Origin of the sequence: Methanofollis sp. W23, assembly GCF_017875325.1 — an archaeon.
Lineage (GTDB): Archaea > Halobacteriota > Methanomicrobia > Methanomicrobiales > Methanofollaceae > Methanofollis.
This window is the reverse complement of sequence record NZ_JAGGMN010000001.1, coordinates 1,541,897-1,565,837: the sequence shown is the minus strand read 5'-3', so window position 1 is coordinate 1,565,837 and position 23,941 is coordinate 1,541,897. Positions and strand designations below refer to the sequence as shown.

The window sequence follows — 23,941 nt, the reverse complement described above, 5'->3', positions numbered from 1 at the left end:
CCTCTTGCTGAGATCGTCACCGCCTGTCAGAAGAGGTCATTTACCGGGGCACTGGTCTTCTCTGCCGGCCGGTCGGGAGGCACGGTCCTGTTCAGGGGTGGAGCACCGGTCTGTGCCGAGTACGGGGGGCTGTCCGGTGTCCGGGCTCTTCAGAAGATACGCGCGGGAGACCTGATGGTGCAGGGAGAGTTCTTTCCGTGTTCGATCTCGGACATGGACACACTTATCCCTTCCAATGCCGCATGGAAGACCGAAGTGCCCTCTGATGTCAGGGGAGCGAGCACGACGGTCAGGCCGGTACGGGTGAAGGGGAAGACGTCCGGGGCCAGGGTGCGGACCGTGCGTACGGTCGAGAAGACCGCCGCCCCCTCGCGGCCGGATCAATCCCCCTTGCCTTCATCAAGTGATCAGAAAAAGCAGGTTCTGAATCCTGCTGCAGTGGAATCGCTCAGACATCTTCAGGAAGATTTTCAGAAAGATGCTTCTGTGCTCCTTAAAGAGATGAATATGGATCATCTCATCGCAAGAAAAGAAAAAGAGTCCCGATAAGGGCTTCATTTATTTTTATCTATTGTGGATGGTTAAATGAGTGTTTAAACTGCTCTATGCCTCCCACCCAATATCATAATCTTTAAGTAGCATCTTCCACAATCATTGGAGTAGAAGGTGTCGTATTGATCAGGGCATTCACGATCGCATCCGGGAAAGGGGGAACCGGGAAGACAACGGTCACCGTGAACCTCGGTGCTTCCCTCGCCAGGCTTGGCAAAGAGACCTACATCCTCGATGCTGACATTGGGATGGCGAACCTGGGCCTTGTGCTCGGGCTTGAGGAAGCTCCGGTTACCCTCCACGAGGTCCTTGCCGGGCAGGCAAAGATCGACGACGCAATTTACGAAGGACCGAACGGTGTCAAGGTGGTGCCGAGCGGGATCTCTCTCCAGGGTTTCCAGAACGCCGATCCCGACCGTCTCCGGGATGTCATGCGGTCCCTGGTGGACCGGTGTGACTATCTCCTTGTCGATGCTGCCGCCGGCATCAGCAAGGACGGGGTCGTCGCCCTCGCGATATCAGACGAAGTCATCCTTGTCGTCAATCCAGAACTCTCCTCGATGGCCGACGCATTGAAGACAAAGATCCTCACCGAGATGGTGGGAGGGACGGTCTATGGCGCCATCATCAACAGGTCAGGGATGGAGAACACCGAGATCAGGAGACATTCTGTCGAAGATGTCCTGGGCGTACGGGTCGTCGACATGATCCCTGAAGATTCCAATGTCAGGAGATCTGCGGCGTACAAGACCCCCATTGTTTTGAAATATCCTTCTTCGGAGGCATCACGGGCATTTCGGAGAATTGCTGCGGAGATGGCAGGCGTGACCTATGAGGAGGAGACCGAGGAGAGAAAACAGGACTTTGTTGACAGACTTGCACATACCCTCTTTGGTGGCAGTCGCTGATGGGGTGGGCCGGGGAGAGTCGTTTCTCTCCTGCATTCATGTTTTGCCCCCAATTATCAGATGGTCTCTGGCTTGACACCTTCGCGAGAGGGCCAGGGAGATGAAGAATGGACATAATGGATATTATCAATGAGGTTCTTGGTCGGTCACGCTATCTCGGGTCATTTCCTTATCATGAGATGACTGCACAGGCAGCGGGTGAGGCCGGAGCGCTTGGTATTCTCATTGACGGGAAAAGAAACTCAACAATTTTATTTTCCGGCGGAGAGCCCTCGGGGGCGATCTATTTTGACGAGATCGGTGGACTGTACGGTGATCCGGCGGTCTTGAAGATCCGGGAATCTGATGACTATGACCTCTATGCCACTGACCGGCGGGTGGCGGACCTGATCATCGCACGGTGCCGGGTCTTTCATAATAGTTATTTTCCCCACAATTTTTCCTCCGATCTCCCTGAGATCGGGGGGGTGCGACGGATACCCGGAATTCTCGCCCTTGTAATCATCAACAACGAGACACCCCAGGAAGGTGTCAGAGTATCAGTGCGGAGGGGCAGGCACGTCCTTGCGAGTGATACGACAACCGGCGATGGCCGGGTGTCGTTCAGACTCTTCAACGGCAAATATGACATCCTGCTCGTCGACAGCGCAGACGAGGTCGCCACATTCATGGTGGACTTCAAAGGCGAACGGAGTGAACTTGTCATTGAGATGGATGGTGTGACAGATGTCTGAGAGAAAGAAACCTCACAATCGTCTTCATGATATCCTTGAGAAGATGAAGGGCCCTGCCAAAAAGAACGAATGGGAGGAGTGCTCTTCTGAACCAGAACCGACAGATGAATCAGGCAATCTCAGATCCCTGGTGGGTGGGAAAGAAACTCTCGACCTTGAAGCCCTGATCAGGGACCCTCGCACCTATGGCGGCGGGGGAGACGGACCGTCGAAACCGGTGGACACAGGGGAACCTGCTGAAAAGATCAGGACGCCCGAGGCCTCTCCTTCTCCAGTACGGGAAGGATCTCAATCGACAGGATTTGATGACCAGGACCTTATGGAACTGAAGTCCGCAGTCGACGCCATCTTTGATGCTCGTAAAGAGGATGGCTCCCACGAGCCCGTGGAGGACGAGCCCTCTTCCCCGCGTGCGTCCTCTGAGGTCGTGTCCCTGGGCGACCTGCCTCTTGAGGAATTCTCTCTTGAAGACGTCCCTCCTGAAGAAGGACCTTCAGAAGACGATGTACTTCCTGAAGACGCACTTCCAGAAGACGTCCCTCTCTCTTCTCCTGTACCTGAACCCCATGCCCCCTCCAGGGCAACCAGATGGTCCTCCGGCGCCGGGGAGGGCGATGATTCAGAGGCCTGCGTCACCGACGTTGGAGATCTCGGGTTTTATTCAGAACTGATCCTGCCGAAGGCCGCGACCTTCGACGTCGAGGAGTTCAATATCAAACGCTCGACACACCACGACGCCCTTGGCGTGAACACCCTGCCCCCTGAGATCGATCAACTCTGGGCCGAGTCTGTCCCTGCCATCACCGAAGAGGCAAGGGCCGTGGTGGCGGCCAAGAAAAAACAGACGCCCCTGGGATTCCTCAGTAAAATTGAGTCCATAGGCAGCAAGACCCAGCATAAATCTAAAATTGAAGAATACGATCCCGAAGTTCACGGCCCGCTCGTCGACCTCACCTTCACCCCGCCCCCTGATGTCGAGGAGGTTGAACTCTATCCGGTCAACGAACCCTACGCCTTCGTGCGCATTTCCTATGACAACGCCTCCCATGAGTACAGTTACGACGTCCTCGAACCGGAACTGACCGCCGCGGAGACCGAACTCCTCGCCGAGATCAAGGAACGCCTCTTTGAGAGACTTGACATCAGCACCAAGGACCTCACGAGGGAAGGGGCGCGCAAGATCCTGCGTGACCTCTCCGATGAGATCCTCACCGACTTCGGGATCACGCTCACGCCCCTCTCCAGGGAGAAGATCTACTATACCATCGAGCGCGACTTCCTCGGGGACGGACTGATCGACGCGATCATGTACGACACCTATATCGAGGACATCTCCTGTGACGGTCTCGACAACCCGATCTTCATCTTCCATTCAGGGTATGAGTCGATCAAGACGAACCGGATGTACACCGACGCCGTTGAACTCGACTCGTTCGTCACCAAACTCGCGCAGCGGGCCGGGAAGTACATCTCCATCGCCGACCCGATCCTTGACGCCACGATGTCGGACGGTTCCCGTATCCAGATGACATTGGGCAAAGAAGTGACCGCCCACGGCTCGACCTTCACTATCAGGAAGTTCAAGGACGAACCGATCACCCCGACCGACCTCATAGGGTGGGGGACCTTCTCTCCCCTCTCGGTCGCCTTCCTCTGGCTGGCGGTCGAGGCCGGGAAGTCGGCGATCTTTGCAGGCGGGACGGCTTCTGGGAAGACCACCGCCCTCAACGCCATCTCGCTCTTCATCCCGCCGCAGGCCAAGATCGTCTCCCTTGAAGATACCAGGGAATTGAAACTCCCGCACTCCAACTGGATCCCCTCGGTGACCAGGGAGTCTTTCGACACCGAAGGCAAGGGCTCGATCGACATGTATGAACTCCTCCGTGCGGCCCTGCGACAGCGGCCCGAGTACATGTGTGTGGGTGAGGTCAGGGGTGCGGAGGCCCAGACCCTCTTCCAGGCGATGTCCACCGGTCACGTGACTTATGCCACGATGCACGCCGACTCGGTCGCCAGTGTGGTCCACCGTCTCGAAAACCCGCCGCTGGACGTGCCCAGGAACATGCTCAACGCCCTTGACGTGGTGTGTATCCAGGTGCAGGCCAGGATCGGCGGGCAGCGGATCAGGAGGAACAAACAGATCATCGAGATCCTGGACATCGACCCCAGGACCAACGAATTGATCACCAACGAGGTCTTCTCCTGGAACCAGGCCACCGACGAGATCCGCTACTCTGGCAAGTCGTACATCCTTGAGTCGATCATCGAGGCGAAAGGCTGGAGCGAGGCCAGGATGCGCGAGGAACTCAAGAGGCGCCAGGAGATCCTTGAATGGATGCGGGTCAAGAACATCAGGCACTATCAGGACGTGTCCAAGATGCTCATCTCCTACTTCCGTGACGCAGACACGGTGATCGGAGCGGTCAGGAAGGATCTCTATGGGAACGGTGATGGCGAATGAATGGCTTTGAACGGTTCAGTTTCAACCTGCTGGGACAGCAGGCGAAGGGAAAGAGAGACGAGTTTGTTGAGCTGAGAAGCGACCTGGTGCAGGCGCGGATGAAGACTCCCTTCGAGGCCTATCTTGCCACGGCCTATGTCGCTTCGATCTGTGTCGGGTTGACCATGGCCCTGCTGATCGGGGGGTTCACCTATCTCTTCAACATCCCCTCGATGATCACCTACAAGGGGGCGCTGCCCAGTTTCTTCATCGGTTTCTCTGAGTATCGTCTCCTCATCGGGACGACTCTGGCGATCATCCTCTCGTTGCTGATCTTTGGCGGCATCACCTACTTTTCCTTCCTCATGTACCCCAAGGTGGCCGCAGGGAACAGGCGGCGGAATATCGACGCCACCCTTCCCTATGCGATCAACTATGTGACCGCCATGTCGACGGCCGGGATCACGCCGGCCGAGATCTTCAGGCTTCTCGGGCAGAGCCGGATCTATGGTGAGACTGCGGTCGAGGCGCGCTACATCTCGCGCGAGATCGATATGTTCGGCAAGGACCTCATCGAGGCGATGCGGATCGCCTCGACCTTCACCCCGAGTCCGAGGATGAAGGAGTTTCTCCAGGGTGCGATGGCGACCATCTCCTCAGGGGCGAACCTCACCGACTATTTCAGGAACAAGGCGGTCCAGTACAGCAACGAGAATCAACGGCAGCAGAAGACATTTCTTGAAACCCTGGGGCTGATCGCTGAGTCATATGTGACGGCGATGGTGGCAGGGACGCTGTTCCTGATCATTCTCCAGTCGATTATGTCTATTATGGGCGGCGAATCGAACCCGATCTTTCTGATGATCATCATCTACCTGATTGTCCCCTTCGGGAGCATGATGTTCCTCATATTGATCAGTGCGATGACCCCGGAGGTGTGAGAGATGGGATTCAAGGCGCTTTTTGACGACTTCCTCAATCGTGACGGGACTGGTGCGGCGCCGGTCGAGGTGACCGACCTCGACCGCTACGAGCATCAGGAGCAGGACATCTTCAGCAAGATCGAGCACCAGCGCAAGATGGAGGTGGGGCTCGGCCGCCTGGTCAAGCATCCTATCCAGGTGCTCACCGAGACCCCGACCAACAGTCTCATCGCCACGGTCCCGGTCTCGTTCCTCTTCTTTATCGTGGGGGTCTCTCTGATCGTGGTAAATTACGGGTTTCAGGCCCTTTTCAGTACCACGCTTGTCGACGATGTCATCGTCTTCTCGATCCTCATTCCTGTGGTCCCGCTTGCGGTCCTTGATTTCAAGGAGGGGCGACGGGAGAAGAGTCTTGAAGAGGCCCTTCCGAACTTCTTCAGGGATGTCGCAGGGATGAACGACTCGGGGATGACCCTCCCCAATGCAATTCATATCGTTGCCGAAGGTGAGTATGGGATGCTCACGCCGTACATCAGGAAACTCGACATCGATATGTCCTGGAATGTGCCGTTCGTCGAGGCGATCACCAGTTTCGGGAAACGGATCGGCACCCCCCTCGCCGAACGTTCAGTCGACCTCATCGCAAAGGCGAGCACCGCCGGTGGTTCAGTCTCTGAGGTGTTGCGGGCTGCCGCAAGGGACAGTTACGAGTTCATCAACCTCAAGAATGAACGGGGGAGCAACATGCTCATCTACGAGGTGATCATCGTTGCCGCCTTCTTCGTCTTCCTCTTCGTGATCGCGATCCTGGAGTCGACTTTCCTTTCCACCATGGCCGACGCCGGGGCGCAGGCGGCGGAGTCCGGTGCAGGGAGCCAGTTCATCGGGAGTGTCGATATGGACCTGTACAAACGTCTCTTCTCCCATTCCGCGATGATCATGGGGTTCTTCTCCGGGTTGGTCGCGGGCCAGATGGGCGAGGGGCGGGCGACTGCAGGGCTTAAGTTCTCGGCATTGATGCTCCTCATCGCCTGGCTGCTCTTCAGGTTTGCGATCTGAGAGGCGGGATCCTTTTTTTGTCCTGGAGTCTGGCGGGGGTTGCACCCCTCGCTCCTTTCCCCACCATCATGGCGATGGGGGCGGGAAGACATCTTTGATAATCCAGAAGAAGGGATTACTGTCATCTTCCTTATTTTCCAGGGGGGATGGGGGACGGCAGGAATGTGTGTCACCCGCCTTCCCTTCTTTTCTTGCCAGGGCGGGGGGGCGTTGACCCCAGGTGCGACCGAAGTGGGAAGGCACGTGATCAGAAGGCTACTCTGACAGGTCCATCAAGGTCTACCATGAAAATGATCCTGACGATCATCAACCTTCCCCTCTCCTCTCTTCAGGGGAGCACGGCTCGCCCCGACCCCCAGGGAGTTATCGTGAAGATTTACCATGAGCATGTCCCAAAACCCTCTGAATTTTGAACTGAAACTGGAATGGAGCATGACCCTGAGGCTCACCCAGACGCGATTGAACATGATCGTGGGTCTCCAGGGGGTGTGGATCCGTGCCCACCCCTTCAGACCGCCGCCTCATTGCCGCCACCGCCTCTACTCTTTCCGTGGGGGTCCGGGGTGCACCCCCCGGCGCAAGACGACGATGAAGGTGCTACGCTGAGGGCGAGCGATCATTCTGAGAGGTCATCCCAAAACTCTCCAGCCCTCATTCTCATCGATGAAGAGCGATGGATGACAATGAAGAGATCCCAGGTTTTTCATCGCGCACCCATGCATTCGTCGCCTTTCCCCTCGCTCCTGCCGGGGGCTCTGCCCCCGGACCCCCTGGATGGCGATAGGGACGGGAAGGCAGAGAAAAGATCGTGACGACGGGATGCAATCCTCCACAATCTTCATCGGCGGGGGGTCCGGAGGGCGGCACGCCTCCCGGTCGAGGATAGCGTTTAGAATTTCTGGAAGGAAGCACTTCAGTTCGAGGAGATCTTCAACCCTGGAGAGTTTTGGGATATGCTCTGAGAGAGTTTCTGTATTCCGTATATCAGGTATGGAGGATCCAGGTGAGGAGAAGTCATCATACAGACCTCCAAGGTGGATGAGTCACGTGTACGTCGGGAATGGGCAGAGAGTTTTTGCAGAACCAGGAACAGAGAAAGAGTTGGTCATCGGGGTTTCATCAGGCGGCGCGCCCGGCCTGTGATCTCCCCGGCGGACATATAATGGAAAAAATATGATCGATAAGTAGGAGTCAAGGGATCAATTGATCTGCTCCAATTTGTACCCCTTTTGCGCGAGCAAGTCCTTGACCCTTTCTTTATGGTTGCCCTGGAGTTCGATAGACGTATCTTTGACAGTTCCACCGCAGGCGAGTTTTGCCTTCAGGAACTTGGTGAGGTCATTCAGGTCGATGTCGTACGGGTCAAGCCCTTCGATGACGGTGACTTCTTTCCCGTACCGGCGTCTATTGATCTTTACCTGAATCCTCTGTTGTTCCTTCGCTACCTCCTCACAGATACACAGTTCTTTGGGTAGTCCACATTTTGGACATATACCACCGTTCATTGGTTATACCTTCAAGTTCTCGTTATATATTTCTTGGCATGAATATCACTTCCATCCTGCCAGATATGTGTCTTGAGGATCAGAACAGGACCGATCTTCATCATTTCATGGTGAGAGGCCATGTCTCAGAGGGAAAAGGGATCTTTGTATGGCTAATGACAGGGGTCCGGTGAAAATGCAGGGAGAAGGGGGGAGGCAGAGACGAGGAGCGTGAAACACGCATCATTGCAGAGAGGAATGCAAAAGAAACCACTCGGTCCTGTAAATGCCATTCAGAGGGGCTCTGTAGAATCGGGCATGAGGGTGGGGTTCAAGCATACGCGGTTGAAAATCGTTCTGAGCAGCGCTACAGAGTTTAAGAGGATCTTTCTCCTCGCGATTGGGGATCTGGAAGATCTGGTTTCATCGCCGCCCCCTGACCCCTGGGATGGCGATAGGGGCGGGAAGGAAGAGGGCTGATCATGCAGGAGATGGATCTGCACTCTGCGTATCAGTCCCGGAGGTGTATGGCGGATTCAAACCCTTCTATAATCCAGAAGATCCTCATTTCAAGTTAGTATGAGAGTTTGACCTCTTCATATCACGTTGGAGCCAATACGCAGAGGATAAAAAAATTCTTCTGATGGGTCGGCCGCGCCCATCGTCGAGATTTCCCTGCCATCTCGCGCCGGGGGGTTTCACCCCCCGGACCCCCCACGGACTGAAGATAGGTGGGGGCGGCGAATTGAACACGATCCCCACTGATTCTCCTCTCTTGAAAAGGGAGAGAGCGAGTGACGAGATATTTTCATCCCGTATGCTTGAACCCAGGGGTTCATGAGCAATTCAACAGAGTCCAATGGTCATGGTATATGCTTGAGACGGGGTTCATACCCGATTCAAAAGAGCGGCGTGTAGTATCAGTCGTTTCATGGGGCACTACCGATAACTGAGGGGTTACCATGAACATGATCCTGAAAATCGCCTCTCTGGGTTTCCACAATGGTTTGAATCCACCAAACCCCTTCTGGACCGATATGCAGATTGCGAATACATCTCCTGAATGACCGGGCCTCTGCCTTCCTGTCCCTCTCTTCCTCTCGTAACGAAGAGAGGCAGGATGTGCATCGCGTATGCGTGAGCCAGAGGTTCATGCCAGATTCTCCAGAGCCAGAAGGAGTATTCTGATCCTGGATTCTACGAACGATGCCCCCCCACCGCACCACATATCCCTTCAGGCGATCAAGATCAATGACGATGTCACTGATGGTCCTCGGGACCGCCTCCCATGTCGGCAAGAGCACGATCGTCGCCGGGATCTGCCGGGCCCTGAAAAACCGGGGCATCGGAAACGCCCCCTTCAAGTCACAGAACATGAGCCTCAACTCCTGGGTGACCGTCGACGGGGCCGAGATTGGGATCGCCCAGGCGGTGCAGGCAAGGGCCGCCGGCATCGAACCCACGGCCGAGATGAACCCGGTCCTTCTCAAACCGAAAGGCGATCAGGTCTCCCAGGTCGTGCTCATGGGTCGGCCCTACAAAGACGTCAGGATCGGCAGATATTATCAGGAGACCGACGCCCTCCTCGCGACTGCAGTGAAGGCCTTCACCCGCCTCGAAGAAGAGCACGGGACCGTCGTCGTCGAGGGTGCGGGGGGTGCCGCCGAACTCAACCTCTATGACCGCGACATCGCCAATATCAGACTTGCCCGCGCCCTCAACCTGCCCATCCTCCTTGTCGCCGACATCGAGCGGGGTGGGGTCTTTGCCCAGGCCTACGGGACGATCGCTCTTCTCCCAGAGGACATCAAACCCCTGGTCGCCGGGATCATCGTCAACAAGTTCAGGGGGGATCCCGCCCTCTTTGCCGACGGCGTCGACACCCTTGAGGAGATCTGCGGCGTCCCGGTCCTCGGGGTCCTCCCCTATGCCGAGACAGGGCTCCCCTCAGAAGACTCCCTCTCCATCGCGGACAAACAGACACGGGAAGGAGGGGTCAGGATCGCGGTTCTCAGGCTTCCCCACATCGCCAACTTCACCGACTTCGAACTCCTGGAGCGGCGGGCGTCGGTCACTTATGTCAATCCTGGCAAGAGCCTGGCGGGCTACGACGCCGTCATCCTCCCTGGCACGAAGAACACCATCGACGACCTCGAAGTGGTGCGGACCTCTGGCACCGCCGACGAGATCTGTCGGGTCCGTGCCGCGGGGATACCGATCATCGGGGTCTGCGGGGGTTTCCAGATGCTGGGGCGCCGGCTTCTTGACAAGGGGTATGAGGGCGACGCTCCCGGCGAGGCCGAGGGACTCGGCCTCCTTGACGTGGCCACCACCTTCTCGGCCTATGCCAAGACCACCAGACAGGTGCGTCGCCAGGCGGCCGATGTTTCCCCCATACTCTCGCAGATGGGCGAGGTGAGCGGGTATGAGATCCATATGGGCACGACCGAGCGGGGTGGCGATGTCCCGGCCTTTGGCGAGGACGGGGCAGTGAGCCGGGACGGGCTGGTCATCGGGACCTACCTGCACGGGCTCTTCTCCGACCCCGCGGTGGTCGACACCCTTGTCGGCTACCTGGCAGGCCGGAAAGGGATCGAGTACCGCCCGGCAGAGGACGAGTGCGATCCCTATGACCGTCTTGCCGCGCTCTTTGAGGTGCACCTTGATATGGGACGAGTCGCCGCCCTTGCTCTCGGGAGCGGGCGCGAGGGTTACCTTTACAAGGAACGTGACCAACCGTGATTACTGCGTCCAGATATTCGTGTGTGGAGTGATGTCCTATGGTGATGCGGTGTTCCTTCACTCTTGACCCGGAGCTCCTCGACGCCATCGATTCCTATGCCAAAAAAGGATCGATCGGGCGGAACGAGGCTATCCTTGAGTTGATCGAGGCAGGTTTTGCCAGCCTTGAGTCCGGAAAAGAGATTGAGATCAAGAAGCAACGTACATTTGAGGAATATGTTACAATCAGAAAAGATGTCGAGGAGATGAAGGGACTTGTCCAGAATATGCGCGACGAGTTGAGGCTTGTCCATCATACCATCGAGTCAGACTACTGCAAGGAGGCGCATGGCGTTCCTTACCAGAGGCGAAGTCTCTGGGACTATCTGAAGGGACGGGACTGATTGATAGGCGCGAGGGGTCGAGTCATGCCCGCCTGGATGATGACGGCTTCTGGCCGCAGGGTGCGGTGCGGTGCTCTTGCGTGGGGCGTGAGCCCGGAATGTTGTCCCTCATTTCATGATCTCTCTTCTGTCTTCTCTTCTCACCGGTAATCCCGGTCGCCCCGCCATATGGTGCAGGGCTGGGGACTGTCATCCCCTTGTCATGTCTCTTGATCCGGCTCTGTAGAAATCTCCTTGATGGTCCACTTCGCAAGGGGGTGAGTGCCCCAGGCGTGACTTTGAGGCGAGAAGGCATGTGATCAGAAGGCCCCTCCAGTTACGATCTATGAGGGGTTATCATGAAAATGGTCCTGACGATAATCTTTCCAGGTTTTTATGAAAATTTGAACCATCAAGATCTCTTTGAATATTATATGTAGATTATAGAGACGCCTTCAGCATGATCGGCGTTCTGTCTTCCCCCTCCTCTCGCCATCCCGGAACCCGCTGCGGCGAGTGAGTGAGGTCTCCACCACTTCTTCTGTCTTGAAAAAGTGAAATCAAGCGACGAGAAGTGTTCATCCCATATGCTTGAGGCGCGTTCTCGTCTCATGACTAATTCTCCAGAGTCGTAATTCTCGCCCTTGCAAGAAGATCCGTCCCCCCCATACACCGGAGAGATCTGCCGCACCCCCGCGACGGCGATTGACCCGACGCTAACTGATCACCGTCATGATACTCCGAAACCCTTCGTTCCTCTCATCGTCGCACTCGACCGCGCTCACCCCGGCGAGGTCGACCTCGTCGGTCGCCTGCTGGAGCGTGCAGTAGGCGCGGGCCGGCGAGGGCACCCACCGGTCGTCCAGACAGAACCGCCTGGAGTGGACGCAGAACCGGCAGTGTTCCAGGGACCGGTCCCTGCCGTCAGGGCAGGGCACGCGTCCTCCTTTCAACTCCAGGACCCTGACGCCCGTGGTCAGTCCTCCTGCTGCCGGTACCAGACCGTCTCATACCCGGCACCTGAGAGGATCCGGTCGGCCTCCACCTCCCACTCTGGGTCAGGCAGAGAGAGCGGCCCGATCTCGTCGTCCCAGACCCGCTGCAGTCTCCTGTCATCGGTCTTGAGAGTCCGCCTGCCCTTCAGTTCACCTGCGATCTCGCCATCCTTGAGCACCCGCATCCTGGCACAGACATAGTCCCTGCAGAAGTCAGGACGGTACGAGTAGATCGTGCAGATGTACCTCCCGCTGTCCTCCCTGAGAAACGGGCATGCCGTCGGCCTGGACCACTGGACCGACGGTCGCCCGAAGAAGGGGAGATACTCGGCCTCGACTTTGGCCGTGAACTCCTGCCTGGTGATCGTCTCCTGGCACCGATACTCCTGTGGTCCGGTCCGTTTGATGATGGTGATGTAGCGCCCGAAGCCCATGCAGCATTTGCCACAGAAGGTGCAGGTGAAGGGCTCTTCTCTCATATGATGATACTGTCCCCCACGGAGCATAGCCTTTGTCTTATGGGCCAAGGTTCAAATGCTTTTTCGCGCCACACTATCCGTATGAAGGTCTGCATCATGTGCGGCGGTGAGGGCACCCGCCTGCGGCCGCTCACCTTTGAGCGTCCCAAACCGTGCATTCCGATTGTGAATAGGCCCTCGATCACCCATCTGGTCACACACCTCGCGGACCTCGGTTTCACCGAGATGGTCGTCACCCTCGGGTACAAGGGCAATGACATCGAGAATGCCCTTGGCGACGGTTCGCTCTTCGGTGCCGAGATCACGTACGTCCACGAAGAGATCAAACTCGGCACGGCCGGGAGCGTCAAGAACGCCCAGGAGTACCTGGACGGCTCGCCCTTCCTTGTCGTCGGGGGGGACCATGTGGCAGACCTCAATCTCCTTGAGTTCTACCGTGAGCACCTTAAGAACGACGCGATCGCCACCATCGGGCTCATCTCCATCGACGACCCCTCTGACTACGGGATCGCGGAGATCGACGTGGGCTATGACATCAAGCGGTTCAAGGAAAAACCCGGGCCAGGCGAGATCTTCTCGAACCTGGCCTCGACCGGGATGTACGTCTGCGACCCCGAGATCTTTGACTATATCCCTACAGGGGAGAAGGTCGACTTTGCCCGCAATGTCTTCCCTGCGCTCCTGCAGGAGGGACGGAAGGTCAAAGCATGGCTTGCCCGCGGGAACTGGACCGATGTGGGAAGCCCGCGGTCGCTCCGCCAGGCCGAGCGCTGGAAGCTCCAGGAGATCGAGACGACCAACATCACCGGCGACCTTCATATTAAGGGGGCAAAGATCCTCGGCCCGGTCTCGCTTGGGAGTTCGATCTCGCTTGGCGCCAACTCGCAGATCATCGGGCCGGTCTCGATCGGCCGGGGGACCACCATCGAGAGCAATGTCATCATCGGGCCATACACGAGCATCGGGGAGGACTGCGTCATCAAGAGCAATGCCAAGATCTTCTCCTCCTCGATCTACAACCAGGTCGTCATCGGGAACCGGACGACGGTCTCAGGGGCGATCATCGACAATGACACCATCATCGGCGACGATGGGTCGGTCGAGAACGACACGGTCATCGGCCCACGGGTGGTACTCCAGAACGGCGTTACCATCCACTCAGGGACCAGGCTCTGGCCTGAGGTGATCGTCCCTGACGGCTCGGTGGTCAAGGAACACGTGCTTAACGAGAAGTACGACCTCAGGTGCGAGGGGTCGTAGGGCTTTTTTTTGGCTCTGTAGAAATCCTCTTAATGAATCACTCTGGCGGGGTGCGTGCCGCCCCCCGGACCCCCCGCATCACGATATGCCAAGGACGGCACTATTCTCTTCATGTTCACTGATGTCGCCTTCCCACTCCCCCACGACGAGGATAGATGGTGGTGTCGAATAGAATACAGTCTCAAAAAATTCCTCGGTCTTGAAAAAAGAAAGAGAAAGTGATGATAAATTTTCATCGCGTATGCATGGGGTGTGATTTCGCTTCATAAATAATTTTAAAAATCCGAAAAATCGGCCTTGTAGAAACCCTCACGTATCGCAGGGAGAATGTGTGTCACCTGCCTTCCTACCCCTTTGGCCGGGGGCTCTGCCCCCGGACCCCCGGAACGAAGATAGGGATAGGAAGGCATATTCAAACTCCCTGAAGAGGGTGTTGCCGTCCTCGACCTATCGTGTGGCGGGGGGCTCGGGGGGCGGCACGCCCCCCGCTAGAGAGAGACATCCAGAGGATTTTTACAGAGCCGAAAATCCTTTTAGTGAGGGGGCGCCCCATCTCAGTGCTCGCCTTCTCCTCCCGGTCACGTCAGGGGCTCTCGTCTTTTCCAGGTTCGCTGACGCTTGATCCCATTAATACTTCGGGATCCTGATCGGGGGGAAGGAAAGTTGTTTGCACTCCAGGATAGGGATTCAGCAGAACTAAAAAAGAGATCAGGGTGGCCGGCCCTTAACTCTGCCTCACCAGTCGGTGCGTGACGGCGACGAGGGGGTGGCGGGCATAGTCCATAACCTTGATGTCGTCGAGCGTCTTGAGGTTCTGCGCCTGCGCCGTCCGCTCCATCCCGAGCTCGATCTTCTCGGTGACATTGATGATATAGGCGTCAAGCGTCTTGTGCCCCAGGCGCTTGGCGGCGATCGCCCGGTGGTGGCCGTCGACAAGGATAAACCGTCCCGGGCGTCTCACGACAATCAAAGGCTCTGCAAGCCCTTTTTTGATCTCGTACATCCGTCCCTCCAGCTCGTCCTCATAGATCTTTGGCTGGGTGGGGAGGAGTTCGTCGATCGCGACATATCCCCGTTCCAGACTTGGATCGATATTATGGAGCCTTCGGAGGGTGTCCATGAAGTTGAAAACCTTTTCAGGCGAGACATGCTCGATCTGCGACCTGATCACGTCAGCGTTTGAGATGATCCCGATGAGTCGGTCCTCCTCGTCCACGACTGGAAGTTTCTGGATCCCGGAGCGGAAGATCACCCGTGCAGCATCATTGACACTCATCTCTGGGTCGGCGACGATGAGGTGCCGGCTCATGATCCGCTCGACCGGTGTCTCCGGGTGCACGGCAAGGAGATCCCTCGCCGAGATGTATCCGAGCACCTTCTTCTGGTCGTTGATAACAGGAAATCCGTCATGTCGTGTCTTCTGGATAGACTCGATGACATCACGGGCGGTCTCGTGGACGTTGACGGTGACGACGTCATAGGTCATGTAGTCCTTGACCCGCTTTTTCTCCATTATCATCTCTTGTTACCAAGGCTACATCAAGGGTTCGGTGATAGATAAAGGTTTTCGGATTTGGATGAAGAGGAGGGGGTGCGGCTCCCCATTTATTCGATGGGGATGGCGGTCCCCTTCTCTTCCTCCGTCTTCTTCAGGTGAACCTCGAGGACGCCGTTCTTGAAGGTGGCATGCGCGTCCTCCTCATTCACCTCGACCGGGAGCCCGACGGCCCGCCGCACCGTCCCGTAATACCGCTCACGCATGAAGTAGCCTGCTTCTTCGGTCTCCTGGTCCTGTGCCTGGACCGCAGAGATCTCAAGGAGCCTGGGGTTGATGAGCCGCAGGGAGATATTTCCCTTCTCGACGCCAGGGAGATCGGCGACGACCATTACCTCGCCCTCATGGTCGCAGACGTCCACCCGCATGTCCTCTCCCCTGACCACTGGCAGGTATTTTCCTGCGCCGCTCTCGGTGAGGAGGGACTGGACGCGACTCTCCATGTCCCCCCGCATCTCGTTCATCATCGCGTCGAAATCTCTCCAGAATGGGTAAAATCCTCTTCTCTGTACCATTTACGCTCTTCTCCTTGCACCCTTCTGGTGGTGCTAACCAATAGTTAGTGATTGTTATATATATTGTTTGCTCTCCTGCCGCGGACCATAGTGATTTATGAACCCAGCACGCCATTGAATATTTAATGGTTGCCAAATCTGCGAAGCGCAGTCCAAAAGAGAAGAAATCTAAAGAGAGAAATTGGACGCAGATCGGCATGGTCGTCTTCGGCGTCCTATTTGCCTTCCTTATGGTGGCCTCCTATGGTGTCCCGGCAATGAGCGCCTTCAGGAGCGTCGGGCCTGGCGACTCGGTCCTGGTCGAGTACACAGTCCTGGACAATGACGGCAAGCCGGTCATCACCACCAGCCAGAAGGTCATGGAGAAGACTATGAAGCAGGGCGATATCGCCCTCCTGACCGGTCCGCTCTCTCTGACAGGTGGGGCGAACGCCACCTCCTATGTTGAAGGAGTGCCTGTTGCCCTCGGTGGCGGACAGGGCAAGTTTGCTCTTCTCCAACCCGAGATAGAGGCCATGAACGATGGAGTGATCGGGATGCACGAGCGCGAGACCAAACGGGTCTCGATCCGTGACCTCCCCATTGTCCAGACGTTTGATACCGAGAGAACAGAAAAGATGGGGTTGAACTTCACAGAACTCCAGGTCGGCGACCGCATCTCAATCCAGATGACGATCACTGATCAGCCGACAGTCTTCACCGACCCGGCGAACGACATCTCGTACCTCCGTTTCGGGACGATCAGCGAGAAGAACAATGAGAGCATGACCGTCAACTTTGACTATGCAGAGGCAGAGATGACGGTCCTGCAGATCACCAAGGTGTAAAATCCGGTGGGTATTTATACCCGCCACTCTTCTTTTCCCCCATGCCGGTGCAGGTGCTCTACTATTTTCAGGACGGGTGCATGGGGTGCATGGAGCAGGAACCGATCAACCGTGAGGTGACGGCCCACCTTGGGGTCGAGATCGAGGCCCGCGATGCGCTCAGTCGTCCTGAAGAGATCAGGACCTTCGGGCTGAAAGTGACCCCCACGCTCCTGGTCGTGGTGGACGGCGAGGTCAGAGAGCGGTTTGAAGGGGTGGTGCACGCCGAGGCGCTGGAAGCGGCGATCAAAACATGGCTCACTCACGAAGGAGAAGTGAGCGTACGATGATAGGTGACCGGTCGCCTGGCAGAAAGATGAGAGCGTCTCACGCATTCTCTTGTCCAAGCTATTGAAAATATTTTTTTGGCTCGGTAGAATCTCTTATGGTGGGTCTTGCCACACGATAGGTTCGAGGAGATCTTTGATCTTCGCTGACGACCGAAGGGAGTCTGAGAAAATGGTTCTGTAGAATCAGGCATGAGGGTGGGGTTCAAGCGTACGCGATGAAAATCGTTCTGAGCAGCGCTACAGAGTTTAAGAGGATCTTTCTCCTCGCGATTGGGGATCTGAAAGATCCGGTTTCATCGCCGCCCCCTGCATATCTTCGTCGTGGGGGGTTCCGGGGGGTGCAACCCCCCGGCGTGAGACGGCAGTGAAGGTTCTGCGATTGGGGGCGGCACCCACGATCATCACCCCTTCCCATACCCTCGTGCCGGGGGCGCTGCCCCCTGACCCCCGGGATGGCGATAGGGGCGGGAAGGAAGAGGGTTGATCATGCAGGAGATGGATCTGCACTCTGCATATCAGTCCTGGAGGTGTATGGCGGATTCAAGCCCTTCTATGATCCAGGAGATATGATCTTCAGGATCATTTTCATGGGAAACCCCCTGGACAGTTATCTCTACAGGGGGGCGTGCCCCCCCGTCCCCCCCGCGAACACGAGAGGTCGTGGACTGCAACGCACTCGTCATGGTCATCTATTCTGCCCTCCAGACCTCATCGTAGTCCCGGGGGTCCGGGGGCAACGCCCCCGGCACCGATGTTTGGGGAGGCGTGATGATCAGGACGTGCCGCCTGCCCTCCTGGTGAGGATAGGCAGGAGCGGCAATGGAGTGATGATCCTATGTGGTGTCCTGCTCCGAAGAGGGAATAAGGATCCACTCACTGGAGACCTACAAGAATTTTCATCGCGTACGCTTGAACCTCGAGTTCATGCCCGATTCTACAGAGCTGAGAAAATCTATGATTTTCGGGTTCTGTAGAAACCTTCGCTCATTCCTTGTATGAGCATGACTTACTCCCCTTCCCCCCTCATCTTCGCGCCAGGAGGTTCACGCTCCGGAGACCCATGATAATCTTCATTCCGTATGCGTGAGTTAGGGATTCATGCTGAGTTCTCCAGATCAAAAAAGAAAAAAATCCCGGTCACCCGGGAACCTTCAGATCTTATTCCCATAGATGCGCTTGATCTTTTTTGCAACCGTCTTCCAGCCCTCTTTCCTGAGCATCTGCCCGGTGCGCATCTTGATATGACTGATCCTGAACCTGACATCGCCGAAGGTATAGACCTCGTCCACCACAAAGGGCTCCTCCCCCTCGCACTGCTGGTACAGCGGGATCGTCTTTGCCCCATGGTGGACCGAGGCCTTGACGACGACCTCCTCGATCACGCGCGTCCAGAGCGTTGGGATCTCAGAGGCCTTTGCCAGTCTCACCCGACGGTCGCCGACCTCGATAGAGGTGACCTCGACCGAGACGACCTCCTCTCCATCTCCAAACTCCGCGACCAGGGTGTTCCCGACTGAGACAAGATCATCCTCCAGGAGCTCGACGCTCCCGACTATCGACTCTTCCTCCATGCTCACGATCGCCTTTACGTTGATGAGCCGCTCCTTTGGGACCGGGACATGATAGGTGGCTCCGCAGACGGTACAACGCACCAGGAGGTCGCCCGGTGCCTCCTTGAGGACCTCATGGTCGGTCTCGTCCTCGCACTGCGGACAGACAACGGTGATGTACATTCAATAGCATGGGAGTTCCATGATTATTAATAATGAAGGCACGGGACGTCATCCACTGTCGCGGTCACCCCAATGTCAGGGCCCTCCACCCCTCCACCTTTGAGGTGACGACCGCACCTGATCTCAGTCCGGCGGGCGACTGCATCATCGGAGTCGCGGCCGACAAAGGAGCCGCCGATCTTGACCCCGCACTCAAGCACCTCCTTGCCGACGAGCGGGCCGAGGTGACCATCAGGCTGCGGGCCGGCGAGGTCGAGGAGGTGGTCCATGCGAGGGGGAGCGCCGGGCTTGCCCTCGACCACCCCACCGACCTGGTCTGGCGGAGAAGTTCATTTGTCTGCGGCCGGACCGCCGCCGTCGATGCGGACACCGTTGCAAAGACCCTCGACCGGCGGTTGGTCGCCCTCCTCCAGGCCGGCGCCGACCTCGTCGTCGAGATCGAGGCCTCTATCCCTGAGTGAGGCTGGTGACCCGCACCTCGGCCTCGTCGAGGAGGCGCTCGCACTCCTTTACCAGTTCCTCTCCCTTCTCGTAGAGGGCGATGCTCTCCTCAAGCCCGGTCGAATCGTCCTCGATCTTAGTGATCGTCTCTTTTAGTTCACGTATCAGGTCTTCGTACGTCTCTGTCATCATGCACACACTCCACTATGACCCCGGCCCGCCCGTCGGCGAGGAGAAGGTCGAGGCGGTCGCCTGGCCCGAGATCGCCGGCCGACCGTACCGCCATATGGTCCTTGAGGGCGAGGGCATATCCCCTCCTGAGGGGAGCATACGGGTTTTTCCCTTCAAGCCTTGCCTTCAGCCCCGCAAGGACCAACCGTTCGTGTTTCACCTTCCCCGCCGCCGCCCTGAAGAGTCGCTCTTCCATATCGGCGGTCTGCTGTCTCATCTCGGCCACGCGGCGGCGCGGCCTCCCTGGCCTGATCCTCACCCGCAGGTCCTCGAGCCCGGCCCGCCGCCGTTCGATCGCGGCGAGCACCCCGTCTCCGAGACGTCGCCGGTCGGTCCTGAGGTCTTCGAGAAGTGTTCTCCGGTCAGGCACCGCACATTCGGCCGCGGCCGAGGGAGTCGGCGCCCGCAGGTCCGCGGCAAGGTCTGCAAGGGTGACGTCCACCTCATGCCCGACCGCGCTGATCACCGGCGTCGTGCAGGCGGCGATCGCCCGCACTACCTCGGGGTGGTTGAAGGGGAAGAGGTCCTCGAAACTCCCGCCGCCCCTCCCGACGATCATCACCTCTGCCAGGCCGTCGGCCCGCCTGATCGCCTCCGCGATCTCAAGGTGAGCGGTCTCTCCCTGGACGGCCGTCGGCGAGAGGAGCACCTCAAGAGGATACCGGCGCGAGAGGACATTGGTGATGTCATGGAGGACGGCCCCGGTCGGCGAGGTGACGACCGCGACCCGTCCCGGGAAGGTGGGGATCGATTTCTTCCGCGAGGGATCAAAGTGCCCCTCGGCCGCGAGTTCCCGCTTCCACCGCTCGATCAGCAGGTGTTTCTCGCCCTCGCCTGCCAGGCGCATATCCTCGACATAGAGTTGATATTTCCCCTGCGGGCCATAGACCCCCACGCGTCCGTACGCAAGGACGTCCATCCCCTCGGCCGGTTCGAAGGAGAGGGCGCGTGCGCTCCCCCTGAACATCACCGCGTTGAGAACCGCACGCTCCCTGCCCTGCCCCTCCCCAAGGGAGAAGTAGCGGTGGCCAGACCGATGGTGCGTGTAATTGGTGACCTCGCCCCGCACCCAGAGCCCTGCAAGTTCGGGGAGGTCCAGGGCGTCCCTGATGATCCCGGTGACCTCGGCGACCCCGAAGACCGCCGGACCATCGGGCCCCTCTCCCTGACCCATCACGTTTATCTTGGGGTCGGGGTCTATATCAACCAATGCTCAGCCTCGCCGTCTCCAGTATGTTCTTCCACGAGTACCCGGTCGACGAGATCTTCTCTTCGGTCGAGGAGGCCGGGCTTACGGGCCTGGAGTTCTGGGTCGAGACCCCCCACTTCTGGCTGCGAGGCCACCCTCTCCACGAACTCAAGGCCGCGGTCAGGGCCCACCCCCGCCTCAGCCCGCTTACCCTCCATGCCCCGGCCCTCGACCTCAACCCCTGCTCCATCAACCCGAGAGTCGCCGCCGCCTCCCAGCAGTACGCCGTCGAGGCGGTCGCACTGGCGGGGGCGGTGGGTGCCGACGTGGTCACCGTCCATCCTGGGAGGAGGACGGCCAGGCGTCCCCCAAGCCGGTACGACTATGCGCACTTCAGGACCTACCTGGCGCGCCTGCGGCAGGCGTCCGCGGAGACCGGCGTGAGGGTCGCGATCGAGAATATGGAGCCGAAGGTGAATTCCCTCCTCTGCACTCCCGAAGGGATGCGTGAGACCCTCGACGCCCACCCCTGGCTCTGGTTCACCCTGGACGTCGCCCATGCCATGACCGTCTCAGGGGCGGAGGTCGCCCGATACCTCGAGACCTGCGGCGACCGGATCGCCAACGTCCACCTGAGCATGGTCGCAGAGGGACAGCGGCACCTGCCGGTCGCCGGAAGAGAGGAGGCATGTGAGGTCGTCCGCGCCCTGCGAGACGCCGGATATCGCGGCCCACTCACCCTGGAGATCGAGGACCAGGTCTTTGCACACCCCCTCTCCCTGGAGGAGAAGGTCATGGTCCTCAGGGATGAACATCGCTACATAACCTGCTGCCTCTCCTGAAGCGCTGACTTTAATACCTCTGAGTACCTATCAAAAATCGAATTACAGTTTATGAACGATAGTTGGATTGCGTTATGCTGTAGATCGGCGAGGCAGCAATGACCCCCGATGAAATTGTTTTTATCGGGCTCTTTGTCATCTGTCTCGCCCTGTCTGGTTTTTTTTCCAGTTCTGAAGTTGCGCTGATCTCGATCACGAAAGCGAAGGTCCGCACTCTTGTCAACGAGGGGAGGAAGGGTGCCGAGGCCCTTGCGCATCTGAAAGAGTATCCCGACCATATCCTCATCACTATCCTTATCGGGAACAATGTCGTCAACGTGGCGGCGACTTCGCTGGCGACGGCCCTTGCCATCGAGTACTATGGTGACGCCGGCGTCGGGATCGCCACCGGGGTTGTTGTGATCCTGATGCTGATCATCGGCGAGATCGGGCCCAAGACCTATGCCGCACGGTATACCGACCGGCTTGCTCTCTTTGCCGCACCATGGGTCCTCGTCCTCGCAAAAGTCCTGTATCCTATCCTCTGGGGCTACGACCGGGTCAGCGGCCACTTCTCCCTGGCGCGTGGCCCGACTGAACCCTCGGTCACCGAGGAGGAGATCAAGGAGTGGATCGATGTCGGCGAGGAAGAAGGGACGATCGAAGAGGAAGAGCGCGCCATGCTCTACTCGGTCTTCAAGTTCGGGGACACGACCGCCCGCGAGATCATGACCCCGAGAGTGGACGTCGTGATGATCGAGGACACCAACTCGCTCGACGGGGCGGTCACCCTCTTCAACGAGACCGGGCTGTCCCGCCTGCCGGTCTACCACGACCAGATCGACAATGTCGTCGGCGTCCTCAATGTCAAGGACGTCTTCTCGGCTGAGTTCTCAAAGGAAGATCTTGTCATCAGCGAGATGATGTTTGACGCCTTCTTTGTCCCTGAGTCAAAGATGATCGACGACCTCCTCAAGGAGATGCAGATCCGCAAGGTCCACATGGCCATCGTCCTCGACGAATATGGCGGGTTTGCCGGCGTGGTGACGGTGGAAGACATCCTGGAAGAACTGGTGGGTGAGATCCTGGACGAGTTTGATGAGGAAGAACCGCCGGTCCAGAAGCTCGGCGGCGGGGTGTATATGGTCGACGCCCAGGTCTGGGTCGAGCACCTCAACGAGGAGCTCGGGGTCTCGCTCCCGGTCGGCGAGTCGTACGAGACGATCGGCGGCTTGATCTTCAATCAACTCGGGCACCTCCCGTTGAGGGGCGAGGTGATCAAACTCGAGGACGGAACCTCGCTTGCGGTGATGCAGATGCGGGGGCGGCGGGTGACCAAGGTCAAACTCATCTTCCCCCCGCCCCCTGTGGAGGAGGAAGAAGAGAATTGTTAATGCTCTCTCACGCCGACGTGTGAGCATGAAGCGCATCGCAGTGCTGGCATCTGGAAGGGGCTCGAACTTCCAGGCCGTCCTTGACGCCCTGGCCAGGGGAGAGATCCAGGCCGAGTGTGTCGGACTGATCACCGACAATCCCGAAGCCTATGCGATCACCCGCGCCAGGGACGCCGGGGTCGAGGTGACGGTCCTCGACTATCATGCATACTCCTCGAAGGATGCCTACGAGGCCGACCTCCTGGCGGCGATGCAGGCGTGCGAGGCAGACCTCTTTGTACTTGCAGGGTATATGCGGATCGTGGGGAGGGCGATTGTGGAAAGTTTTGCCGGCAGGATGATCAACATCCACCCGGCTCTCCTCCCGAGTTTCCCGGGGCTCCATGCCCAGCGACAGGCGGTCGAGTACGGCGTGAAGGTCGCCGGGTGTACCGTCCACTTCGTGGACGCCGGGACAGACAGCGGCCCGATCATCATCCAGCGCGGTGTGCCTGTACTTGAGGACGATGATGAAGACAGTCTTGCCGAGCGGATCATCGTGGAGGAGCACCGCGCCCTCCCCGAGGCGGTGGCCCTCTTCTGCGAGGACCGGATCGAGATTGATGGTCGGCGCGTCCGGGTTCTCCCCCCGGCCTGAGTTCTTTTTTTGGCTTTGGAGGACCCTGTAAAATCGGGCATGATCCGTGGGTTCACGCATACGCGATTGAATCTTCCCTGTCACAGGGTTCCGGGGCGTGGAGGGATCAGTGGTCATTCTCCTTGTGACCGGGGACCGGCCAGAAATCTTGCCTCGTGCCGCCCACCCCCTGGAGACCCACGATCATGGTCATCCCATATGCGTGAGCCCGGGGTTCATGCCTGATCCTACAGAACCAGATATCGGAAGGTACCTCCGGACCCCCGGGACGGCAGAGGGGGGACATTTAGAAGATGGCCCTGTCCTCTGCTGATTATCATGCAGAGGCGGG

General features: G+C 58.1%; 25 protein-coding genes. 17 read left to right on the top strand and 8 right to left on the bottom strand.

Features of this window, described 5'->3' with window-relative positions; translation table 11 throughout:
• Positions 1–339 precede the first annotated feature (339 nt).
• The 7 genes from J2129_RS06685 (at position 340) to J2129_RS06655 (ending at position 7,759) form a co-directional block, all read left to right on the top strand.
• Positions 340–549, top strand: a complete 210-nt coding sequence (locus J2129_RS06685; protein ID WP_209630124.1) for a hypothetical protein — start codon at positions 340–342, stop codon at positions 547–549.
• Positions 550–674: 125 nt separating this feature from the next.
• Entirely contained in the window at positions 675–1,460 is a 786-nt protein-coding gene (gene minD / locus J2129_RS06680) for a cell division ATPase MinD (RefSeq protein ID WP_209630123.1), read from the top strand.
• Between the two features lie 116 nt (positions 1,461–1,576).
• Complete coding sequence (locus tag J2129_RS06675) at positions 1,577–2,194, top strand: hypothetical protein (protein ID WP_209630122.1); 618 nt, start codon at positions 1,577–1,579, stop codon at positions 2,192–2,194.
• Positions 2,187–4,655: an ATPase, T2SS/T4P/T4SS family gene (locus tag J2129_RS06670; protein WP_245320668.1), complete on the top strand. Its 2,469-nt coding sequence runs from the start codon at positions 2,187–2,189 to the stop codon at positions 4,653–4,655. Before J2129_RS06675 ends, J2129_RS06670 begins: the two co-directional genes overlap by 8 nt.
• On the top strand, positions 4,652–5,575 hold the full coding sequence (locus J2129_RS06665; RefSeq protein WP_209630121.1) for a type II secretion system F family protein: 924 nt from the start codon (positions 4,652–4,654) through the stop codon (positions 5,573–5,575). Before J2129_RS06670 ends, J2129_RS06665 begins: the two co-directional genes overlap by 4 nt.
• Positions 5,576–5,578: 3 nt before the next feature.
• Positions 5,579–6,616, top strand: coding sequence for a type II secretion system F family protein (locus tag J2129_RS06660; RefSeq protein ID WP_209630120.1), 1,038 nt, complete (start codon positions 5,579–5,581; stop codon positions 6,614–6,616).
• A gap of 774 nt (positions 6,617–7,390) precedes the next feature.
• Positions 7,391–7,759, top strand: coding sequence for a hypothetical protein (locus J2129_RS06655; RefSeq protein ID WP_209630119.1), 369 nt, complete (start codon positions 7,391–7,393; stop codon positions 7,757–7,759).
• A gap of 56 nt (positions 7,760–7,815) precedes the next feature.
• Here J2129_RS06655 and yciH read toward each other — a convergent pair whose 3' ends face one another.
• A complete protein-coding gene (yciH, locus tag J2129_RS06650; protein WP_209630118.1) occupies positions 7,816–8,121 on the bottom strand; it encodes a stress response translation initiation inhibitor YciH in 306 nt (101 codons plus the stop codon).
• A 210-nt stretch (positions 8,122–8,331) separates the two neighbouring features.
• Here yciH and J2129_RS06645 point away from each other — a divergent pair, with 210 nt between their 5' ends.
• From J2129_RS06645 to J2129_RS06635, 3 genes are all read left to right on the top strand, one after another.
• Positions 8,332–8,580: a hypothetical protein gene (locus tag J2129_RS06645; RefSeq protein WP_209630117.1), complete on the top strand. Its 249-nt coding sequence runs from the start codon at positions 8,332–8,334 to the stop codon at positions 8,578–8,580.
• Between the two features lie 777 nt (positions 8,581–9,357).
• Entirely contained in the window at positions 9,358–10,842 is a 1,485-nt protein-coding gene (locus J2129_RS06640) for a cobyric acid synthase (protein ID WP_209630116.1), read from the top strand.
• 38 nt (positions 10,843–10,880) lie between these two features.
• Positions 10,881–11,225, top strand: coding sequence for a type II secretion system protein E (locus J2129_RS06635; protein WP_209630115.1), 345 nt, complete (start codon positions 10,881–10,883; stop codon positions 11,223–11,225).
• A 695-nt stretch (positions 11,226–11,920) separates the two neighbouring features.
• On the opposite strand, the gene J2129_RS06630 is transcribed toward J2129_RS06635, so the two are convergent.
• Entirely contained in the window at positions 11,921–12,142 is a 222-nt protein-coding gene (locus J2129_RS06630) for a hypothetical protein (protein ID WP_348632304.1), read from the bottom strand.
• A 38-nt stretch (positions 12,143–12,180) separates the two neighbouring features.
• A complete protein-coding gene (locus tag J2129_RS06625; RefSeq protein WP_209630114.1) occupies positions 12,181–12,678 on the bottom strand; it encodes a YkgJ family cysteine cluster protein in 498 nt (165 codons plus the stop codon).
• A gap of 81 nt (positions 12,679–12,759) precedes the next feature.
• On the opposite strand from J2129_RS06625, the gene J2129_RS06620 reads away from it, so the two are divergent.
• A complete protein-coding gene (locus J2129_RS06620; protein ID WP_209630113.1) occupies positions 12,760–13,938 on the top strand; it encodes an NDP-sugar synthase in 1,179 nt (392 codons plus the stop codon).
• A 724-nt stretch (positions 13,939–14,662) separates the two neighbouring features.
• Here J2129_RS06620 and J2129_RS06615 read toward each other — a convergent pair.
• Both J2129_RS06615 and J2129_RS06610 read right to left on the bottom strand, forming a co-directional pair.
• Positions 14,663–15,451: a CBS domain-containing protein gene (locus tag J2129_RS06615; protein WP_209630112.1), complete on the bottom strand. Its 789-nt coding sequence runs from the start codon at positions 15,449–15,451 to the stop codon at positions 14,663–14,665.
• Positions 15,452–15,543: 92 nt separating this feature from the next.
• Entirely contained in the window at positions 15,544–16,008 is a 465-nt protein-coding gene (locus J2129_RS06610; RefSeq protein WP_209630111.1) for an Hsp20/alpha crystallin family protein, read from the bottom strand.
• 125 nt (positions 16,009–16,133) lie between these two features.
• Between J2129_RS06610 and J2129_RS06605 the strand changes: the two genes are divergently transcribed.
• Complete coding sequence (locus tag J2129_RS06605; RefSeq protein WP_209630110.1) at positions 16,134–16,835, top strand: hypothetical protein; 702 nt, start codon at positions 16,134–16,136, stop codon at positions 16,833–16,835.
• A 41-nt stretch (positions 16,836–16,876) separates the two neighbouring features.
• Positions 16,877–17,164 (top strand): thioredoxin family protein, encoded by a 288-nt coding sequence (locus J2129_RS06600; RefSeq protein WP_209630109.1) that lies wholly within the window; start codon positions 16,877–16,879, stop codon positions 17,162–17,164.
• 1,151 nt (positions 17,165–18,315) lie between these two features.
• Here the strand turns inward: J2129_RS06600 and J2129_RS06595 are convergent.
• Positions 18,316–18,897, bottom strand: coding sequence for an HVO_0476 family zinc finger protein (locus J2129_RS06595; protein ID WP_209630108.1), 582 nt, complete (start codon positions 18,895–18,897; stop codon positions 18,316–18,318).
• Between the two features lie 32 nt (positions 18,898–18,929).
• On the opposite strand from J2129_RS06595, the gene J2129_RS06590 reads away from it, so the two are divergent.
• A complete protein-coding gene (locus tag J2129_RS06590; RefSeq protein ID WP_209630107.1) occupies positions 18,930–19,358 on the top strand; it encodes a DUF371 domain-containing protein in 429 nt (142 codons plus the stop codon).
• Here the strand turns inward: J2129_RS06590 and xseB are convergent.
• Together xseB and xseA are read right to left on the bottom strand one after the other, a co-directional pair.
• Complete coding sequence (gene xseB / locus J2129_RS06585; RefSeq protein ID WP_348632303.1) at positions 19,345–19,530, bottom strand: exodeoxyribonuclease VII small subunit; 186 nt, start codon at positions 19,528–19,530, stop codon at positions 19,345–19,347. The genes J2129_RS06590 and xseB overlap by 14 nt on opposite strands.
• Positions 19,496–20,779: an exodeoxyribonuclease VII large subunit gene (xseA, locus tag J2129_RS06580; RefSeq protein WP_245320664.1), complete on the bottom strand. Its 1,284-nt coding sequence runs from the start codon at positions 20,777–20,779 to the stop codon at positions 19,496–19,498. Before xseA ends, xseB begins: the two co-directional genes overlap by 35 nt.
• Between xseA and J2129_RS06575 the strand changes: the two genes are divergently transcribed.
• The 3 genes from J2129_RS06575 (at position 20,779) to purN (ending at position 23,610) form a co-directional block, all read left to right on the top strand.
• Positions 20,779–21,600 carry a sugar phosphate isomerase/epimerase family protein gene (locus tag J2129_RS06575; protein ID WP_209630106.1) on the top strand — a complete coding sequence of 274 codons (822 nt, stop codon included), beginning with the start codon at positions 20,779–20,781 and terminating at the stop codon, positions 21,598–21,600. The two genes, xseA and J2129_RS06575, sit on opposite strands and share 1 nt — an antisense overlap.
• Positions 21,601–21,698: 98 nt before the next feature.
• Positions 21,699–22,973 (top strand): hemolysin family protein, encoded by a 1,275-nt coding sequence (locus J2129_RS06570; protein WP_209630105.1) that lies wholly within the window; start codon positions 21,699–21,701, stop codon positions 22,971–22,973.
• A 25-nt stretch (positions 22,974–22,998) separates the two neighbouring features.
• On the top strand, positions 22,999–23,610 hold the full coding sequence (gene purN / locus J2129_RS06565; RefSeq protein WP_209630104.1) for a phosphoribosylglycinamide formyltransferase: 612 nt from the start codon (positions 22,999–23,001) through the stop codon (positions 23,608–23,610).
• The last annotated feature ends 331 nt before the right edge of the window (positions 23,611–23,941 follow it).

Coding starts and splice junctions, on each gene's coding strand:
- J2129_RS06675 (WP_209630122.1), top strand. CDS start 1,577: ATGGATATTATCAATGAGGTTCTTGGTCGGTCACGCTATCTCGGGTCA.
- J2129_RS06670 (WP_245320668.1), top strand. CDS start 2,187: ATGTCTGAGAGAAAGAAACCTCACAATCGTCTTCATGATATCCTTGAG.
- J2129_RS06665 (WP_209630121.1), top strand. CDS start 4,652: ATGAATGGCTTTGAACGGTTCAGTTTCAACCTGCTGGGACAGCAGGCG.
- J2129_RS06660 (WP_209630120.1), top strand. CDS start 5,579: ATGGGATTCAAGGCGCTTTTTGACGACTTCCTCAATCGTGACGGGACT.
- J2129_RS06655 (WP_209630119.1), top strand. CDS start 7,391: ATGGCGATAGGGACGGGAAGGCAGAGAAAAGATCGTGACGACGGGATG.
- yciH (WP_209630118.1), bottom strand. CDS start 8,121: ATGAACGGTGGTATATGTCCAAAATGTGGACTACCCAAAGAACTGTGT.
- J2129_RS06640 (WP_209630116.1), top strand. CDS start 9,358: ATGTCACTGATGGTCCTCGGGACCGCCTCCCATGTCGGCAAGAGCACG.
- J2129_RS06635 (WP_209630115.1), top strand. CDS start 10,881: ATGGTGATGCGGTGTTCCTTCACTCTTGACCCGGAGCTCCTCGACGCC.
- J2129_RS06625 (WP_209630114.1), bottom strand. CDS start 12,678: ATGAGAGAAGAGCCCTTCACCTGCACCTTCTGTGGCAAATGCTGCATG.
- J2129_RS06620 (WP_209630113.1), top strand. CDS start 12,760: ATGAAGGTCTGCATCATGTGCGGCGGTGAGGGCACCCGCCTGCGGCCG.
- J2129_RS06615 (WP_209630112.1), bottom strand. CDS start 15,451: ATGGAGAAAAAGCGGGTCAAGGACTACATGACCTATGACGTCGTCACC.
- J2129_RS06610 (WP_209630111.1), bottom strand. CDS start 16,008: ATGGTACAGAGAAGAGGATTTTACCCATTCTGGAGAGATTTCGACGCG.
- J2129_RS06605 (WP_209630110.1), top strand. CDS start 16,134: ATGGTTGCCAAATCTGCGAAGCGCAGTCCAAAAGAGAAGAAATCTAAA.
- J2129_RS06600 (WP_209630109.1), top strand. CDS start 16,877: ATGCCGGTGCAGGTGCTCTACTATTTTCAGGACGGGTGCATGGGGTGC.
- J2129_RS06595 (WP_209630108.1), bottom strand. CDS start 18,897: ATGTACATCACCGTTGTCTGTCCGCAGTGCGAGGACGAGACCGACCAT.
- J2129_RS06590 (WP_209630107.1), top strand. CDS start 18,930: ATGAAGGCACGGGACGTCATCCACTGTCGCGGTCACCCCAATGTCAGG.
- xseB (WP_348632303.1), bottom strand. CDS start 19,530: ATGATGACAGAGACGTACGAAGACCTGATACGTGAACTAAAAGAGACG.
- J2129_RS06575 (WP_209630106.1), top strand. CDS start 20,779: ATGCTCAGCCTCGCCGTCTCCAGTATGTTCTTCCACGAGTACCCGGTC.
- J2129_RS06570 (WP_209630105.1), top strand. CDS start 21,699: ATGACCCCCGATGAAATTGTTTTTATCGGGCTCTTTGTCATCTGTCTC.
- purN (WP_209630104.1), top strand. CDS start 22,999: ATGAAGCGCATCGCAGTGCTGGCATCTGGAAGGGGCTCGAACTTCCAG.